This window comes from Wenyingzhuangia sp., assembly GCF_039768515.1.
Taxonomy (GTDB): domain Bacteria; phylum Bacteroidota; class Bacteroidia; order Flavobacteriales; family Flavobacteriaceae; genus Wenyingzhuangia.
Genome location: NZ_JBDNAI010000062.1, coordinates 1 through 4,935 on the forward strand (window position 1 = coordinate 1; position 4,935 = coordinate 4,935).

Genomic DNA, 4,935 nt, shown 5'->3' on the forward strand with positions numbered 1-4,935 from the left:
CCGTCCATCATCCGCATTAAATCGGTCAATTTTATTTTACTTGGATGTTGAATTAAACGATATCCTCCTGTTTTGCCCCTCTTACTTTGTAAAATTTGGAAATTACGCAGTTCTCTTAATATAGTTTCTAAAAATTTTTGTGGAATATTTTCATTCTTAGCAATTTCAGTGGAAAAAATAGCTCGATCACTTTCTTGATTTTTAGCCAAATAAAGAAGTGCTTTTATAGCATATTTACACTTTTTTGAAATCATAATTTGAAATTATTTTAATGCAATTCAAAGATACAACAAAAGGAAGAACATTTAATCCCTATTAACTTTATAGGTTTAATTAGTTTAATAGATAATAATTTTTTAGATTTGCCAAATAAAATTTAAACCATGTTAATAGAACTCCTTCTGGCTAAAGAAAAAAAGAGCAAAAAACCAACGCATATTGGTGAAGAAAGAATTTCAAGAAGCATTGTTAAAGCAATCAGCTGGCGGCTTATAGGAACGCTTGACACTATAATCATCGCGTATTTTATAACTAACACATTCCAACAAGCTTTAACTATTGGATTAATAGAATGGGCTTCAAAAATGATCCTCTATTTTATTCATGAACGTGTTTGGAATCAAATTCTATGGGGTAAAAAACAACTATTATAATGAGTTACACTGCACAACTTAATGAAGAGTTTAAAGACCTCTCTCTCCAAGAGAGTTTTGATACGCTTTTAAAAATGAATTTTGAATCTATTGTATTTTCAACATCATTTGGTCAAGAAGATCAAGTTCTTACAGACATCATTTTCAAAAGTAAGTATCCAATAAAAATAATCACCTTAGATACTGGAAGGCTATTTCAAGCAACTTATAAAGTGCATGAAGAAGTCTTAAATAAATACAACAACTCAATCGTAACTTATTTCCCAAATCAAAATGAGATAGAAAAGCTCATCAATCAAAAAGGCCCTAACAGCTTTTATGCCTCTACAGAAAACAGAAAAGAATGTTGTTTGATTAGAAAAGTGAAGCCTCTTCAACGCGCGTTAAAAGGTGCTGACTTATGGATTACAGGATTGCGAAAAGAACAAAGCCAAAGAAGACAAAGTGTAAACCTATTTGAATACGATGATGCCTTTGGCTTAATAAAATTTAATCCTTTAGCCAATTGGACCTTAAATGAAATAGAAGAATATTTAAATAAAAATGAAGTCCCACAAAATGAACTACATAAGCAGGGCTATTTGAGTATTGGATGTGAACCTTGCACAAGAGCACTAAAGCCAGGTGAGGACATCCGCGCAGGAAGATGGTGGTGGGAGCAAAGCAAAAAAGAATGTGGCCTTCATTTAAACTAAAGTGAATTTAAGAATGGATATTTTAACTAGACTAGAAAACGAAGCCATTTACATCATAAGAGAAGTAATGGGTCAATTTAATAAGCCTGCACTTTTATTTTCAGGAGGGAAAGACTCTATTGTTTTGCTCCATCTGTGCCAAAAAGCTTTTTTGCCTGCAAAAATTCCTTTTCCTATTGTTCATATTGACACAGGGCATAATTTCCCAGAAACAATAGAACTCAGAGATACCCTTGCAAAACGCTACCAAGTAAACTTGAAAATTGCTTATGTACAGGACAGTATTAACAATGGAACCGCCAGAGAAGAAACTGGAAAAAATGCAAGTAGAAATAGCTTACAAACAGTAACATTACTCGAAACCATTGAGGAACTTCAGCTAGACGCCTGTATAGGTGGAGCTAGAAGAGATGAGGAAAAAGCGAGAGCTAAAGAACGCGTCTTTTCAGTACGCGATAGTTTTGGTCAATGGAATGAAAAGCTTCAACGCCCTGAAGTTTTTGATATGTTAAATGGGAAAATTCATCAAGGTGAAAATGTGCGCGTCTTCCCAATAAGTAATTGGACAGAATTGGATGTTTGGGAATACATTAAAAAGGAGAATCTTGAAATTCCTTCGATTTATTTTGCCCACTCAAGGGTTGTTTACCAAAGGCAAGGGCAATGGATGCCCGTAAATGACTTCAACCCTGTAGAACCCAACCAAAAAGAAGTAAAAAAGGTGCGTTTTAGAACGGTAGGAGACATGAGTTGTACAGCAGCAGTTTTATCAGAAGCTACAGACTTGTCAGATGTTATTGAGGAAATTAGAGCTTCAACATTCTCAGAGCGAGGAGCTCGAATGGATGATAAACGATCGGAAGGAGCTATGGAAGAACGTAAAAAAGTAGGGTACTTTTAAAATTATATAATGGATTTATTAAAAATTGTAACAGCAGGTAGTGTTGATGATGGCAAAAGCACATTAATTGGTCGATTACTCTATGAAACACATTCACTCAAGGACGATCAGATAGAACAGATTGAACAAAAAAGTAACGCTAAAGGACTTCAACACCTTGATTTTTCTTTAGCTACAGATGGGCTTTTAACCGAACGTGAGCAGGGAATCACTATCGATGTTTCAAATATTTATTTTAAGACTGAACGACGACGATTTATCATAACCGATAGTCCAGGCCATATTGAATACACAAGAAATATGGTTACTGGAGCTTCAAATGCTGATACTACAATAATTTTAATCGACTCAAGAAAAGGTGTTGTTGAACAAACAAAACGACATCTTTATATCACCAATTTGCTTGGGATTAATCAAATCATTATTGCAATCAATAAGATCGATTTAGTAGATTACGACCAATCCATATTCGAGAAAATAAAAGCGCAAATCAATACTGAAATTGACAAAAATAAATATCAATTCAATACACTCTTTTTTCTCCCCATTTCAGCTCTAAATGGAGATAACGTAACTTCATCTAGTGCCAGCACTCCTTGGTATAAAGGCGATAGCTTAATCGAAATTATTGAATCCATAAATGTTGAACAACCAAAGAAAGAGGCTAATGTTTTTCATGTTCAATATGTCATTAGACCTCAACTAGAAAAACATCACGACTACAGAGGTTTTGCTGGTAAAATAAAAAGTGGTCAATTTAAAGTAGGTGATCCAATAAAAGTTTTCCCTTCTGGACAAGAAAGTAAAATTGAACGAATTGAAAAATATGGGATTCCTTGTAAAAAGGTTGAACAAGAAGAAAACGCCAGTATTTTACTGGAAGACGACCTAGATATTTCACGCGGTTCCGTCCTAGTTAGTACTGAAAGAGAATTTAATGATCAAAACAAACTGGAAGCAACTGTTTGTTGGATGCAAAAGGAAAAACTAGAAACTAGAAAGAAATACTGGTTGCAACAAGGAACTCAGAAGGTACTTACAAGGGTAGACAGAGTAGATTTAAAAATGGATTTCGAAAAAGGAGAAAACATTGATACTGAAACGCTTGAGTTAAATGACATTGGTACTATTTCGCTCTCATTAGCACAATCTATTTTTTCTGAACCTTATAAGAAAAACAACGCATTAGGATCCTTCATTCTAATAGATCAAAAAACATTTAATACTGCTGGAGTTGGATTTATCAGCTAGATAAATTGAATTCTTTAAGAAACCAAACCCCCTTTAACATGAAAAGTTTTAGAACTGAAATAGAAGATCCAATTGTTGCAAAAGATATTATCGATTTAGAAAAAAAAATCCATGCATTCAATAATGATAATATTGATGGCGAAAAATTTAGAAGCCTACGTTTAGCAAGAGGAGTCTATGGACAGAGACAATCTGGTGTTCAAATGATTAGGATTAAACTGCCCATGGGACGTTTTAAAGCAAAACAATTAAGAAGGATGGCAGAGGTCTCAGACACCTATTCTAACGGAAATTTGCATATTACAACACGTCAAGACATTCAACTTCATTATGTGTCTTTGGAAGATACTCCTGAATTATGGGCGACATTAGAAAAAGATCAAATTACACTCAGAGAGGCTTGTGGTAATACAGTTCGAAATGTCACTGCCTCGATTTGGGCTGGAGTAGACATAAAAGAAGCTTTTGATGTTACCCCTTATGCAGAATCCTTTTTTGAATATTTTTTAAGAAATCCTTTATGTCAAGATTTAGGACGAAAAATTAAAGTAGCTTTTTCAAGTTCCTCCAATGATCAAACAATGACTTTTGTTCATGATCTTGGATTTATTCCTGTACTTCAAAACCAAAAAAGAGGTTTTAAGGTAGTACTAGGTGGTGGAATTGGCGCTCAACCCGAAGCAGCGCATGAAGTTCTTTCTTTTCTTGAAGAGGACCAATTAATCCCTTTCAGTGAGGCGGTCATTCGTGTCTTTGAGAAATACGGGGAACGCAACCGCCGTAACAAGGCTAGAATGAAATTTCTGGTAAAAGAGTTAGGTATTGAATTGTTCATGGAAAAGGTCGAAGAAGCAAGGGTGAAATTTGATACTTCTCACAAGACAGTAGCGTTTAAAAGGATTTTACAATTTTCAGAAAAAAAACATTCAAACTATACAACCCCAACAGACAAGGAGTACTCAACTTGGTTAAAAACGAATACATTTCCTCAAAAACAAAAGGGCTTTAAAGCAGTAGGGATACCAATTCCAACTGGAGATATTAGTTCAGAAAAAGCAAGAGAATTAGCAACTATTATTGAAAACTTTACTGGGGACGACAATCGATTCACCATTGGACAAAGTATCCTTCTAAGAGACGTAAAAGAAGAATGGATTCCAGGTTTGTATCAAGCTCTTAAGGCAATAGGGTTGAATCGAATTGGATTCCATAAAGTTAATGATATTGTAGCATGCCCAGGAACGGATACCTGTAATTTGGGAATTGCAAGTAGTATGGGACTTTCAAAAGTGTTGCAAGAAGTAATTGAAAACGAATTTAAGGCGCTAATTCACCAGCATGATATTAATATAAAGATCAGTGGCTGCATGAATGCTTGTGGACAACACACTATTGCAAATATTGGTTTTCAAGGAATGACCATAAAAAAAGAAAA

Annotated in this window: 6 protein-coding genes; 5 read left to right on the top strand and 1 reads right to left on the bottom strand. The window is 34.5% G+C overall.

The features are described from left to right. On the bottom strand, nt 1-254 hold a 254-nt coding region (locus ABF281_RS03800; protein ID WP_347180371.1), incomplete at its 3' end, for an Rrf2 family transcriptional regulator. A gap of 129 nt (nt 255-383) precedes the next feature. Here ABF281_RS03800 and ABF281_RS03805 point away from each other — a divergent pair. The 5 genes from ABF281_RS03805 to ABF281_RS03825 all read left to right on the top strand — a co-directional run. Next, nucleotides 384-653 carry a DUF2061 domain-containing protein gene (locus tag ABF281_RS03805; RefSeq protein ID WP_347180372.1) on the top strand — a complete coding sequence of 90 codons (270 nt, stop codon included), beginning with the start codon at nt 384-386 and terminating at the stop codon, nt 651-653. Then, nucleotides 653-1,348: a phosphoadenylyl-sulfate reductase gene (locus tag ABF281_RS03810; RefSeq protein ID WP_347180373.1), complete on the top strand. Its 696-nt coding sequence runs from the start codon at nt 653-655 to the stop codon at nt 1,346-1,348. Before ABF281_RS03805 ends, ABF281_RS03810 begins: the two co-directional genes overlap by 1 nt. A 13-nt stretch (nt 1,349-1,361) precedes the next feature. Then, the gene (gene cysD, locus ABF281_RS03815; RefSeq protein WP_347180374.1) at nt 1,362-2,249 is read left to right on the top strand and encodes a sulfate adenylyltransferase subunit CysD; all 888 of its coding nucleotides are present in this window, start codon (nt 1,362-1,364) and stop codon (nt 2,247-2,249) included. A gap of 9 nt (nt 2,250-2,258) precedes the next feature. Continuing rightward, nucleotides 2,259-3,500 (top strand): GTP-binding protein, encoded by a 1,242-nt coding sequence (locus ABF281_RS03820; protein ID WP_347180375.1) that lies wholly within the window; start codon nt 2,259-2,261, stop codon nt 3,498-3,500. A gap of 38 nt (nt 3,501-3,538) precedes the next feature. Further along, the coding region (locus ABF281_RS03825; protein WP_347180376.1) for a nitrite/sulfite reductase at nt 3,539-4,935 on the top strand (1,397 nt) is incomplete at its 3' end.

Coding starts and splice junctions, on each gene's coding strand:
- ABF281_RS03820 (WP_347180375.1), top strand. CDS start 2,259: ATGGATTTATTAAAAATTGTAACAGCAGGTAGTGTTGATGATGGCAAA.
- ABF281_RS03810 (WP_347180373.1), top strand. CDS start 653: ATGAGTTACACTGCACAACTTAATGAAGAGTTTAAAGACCTCTCTCTC.
- ABF281_RS03805 (WP_347180372.1), top strand. CDS start 384: ATGTTAATAGAACTCCTTCTGGCTAAAGAAAAAAAGAGCAAAAAACCA.
- cysD (WP_347180374.1), top strand. CDS start 1,362: ATGGATATTTTAACTAGACTAGAAAACGAAGCCATTTACATCATAAGA.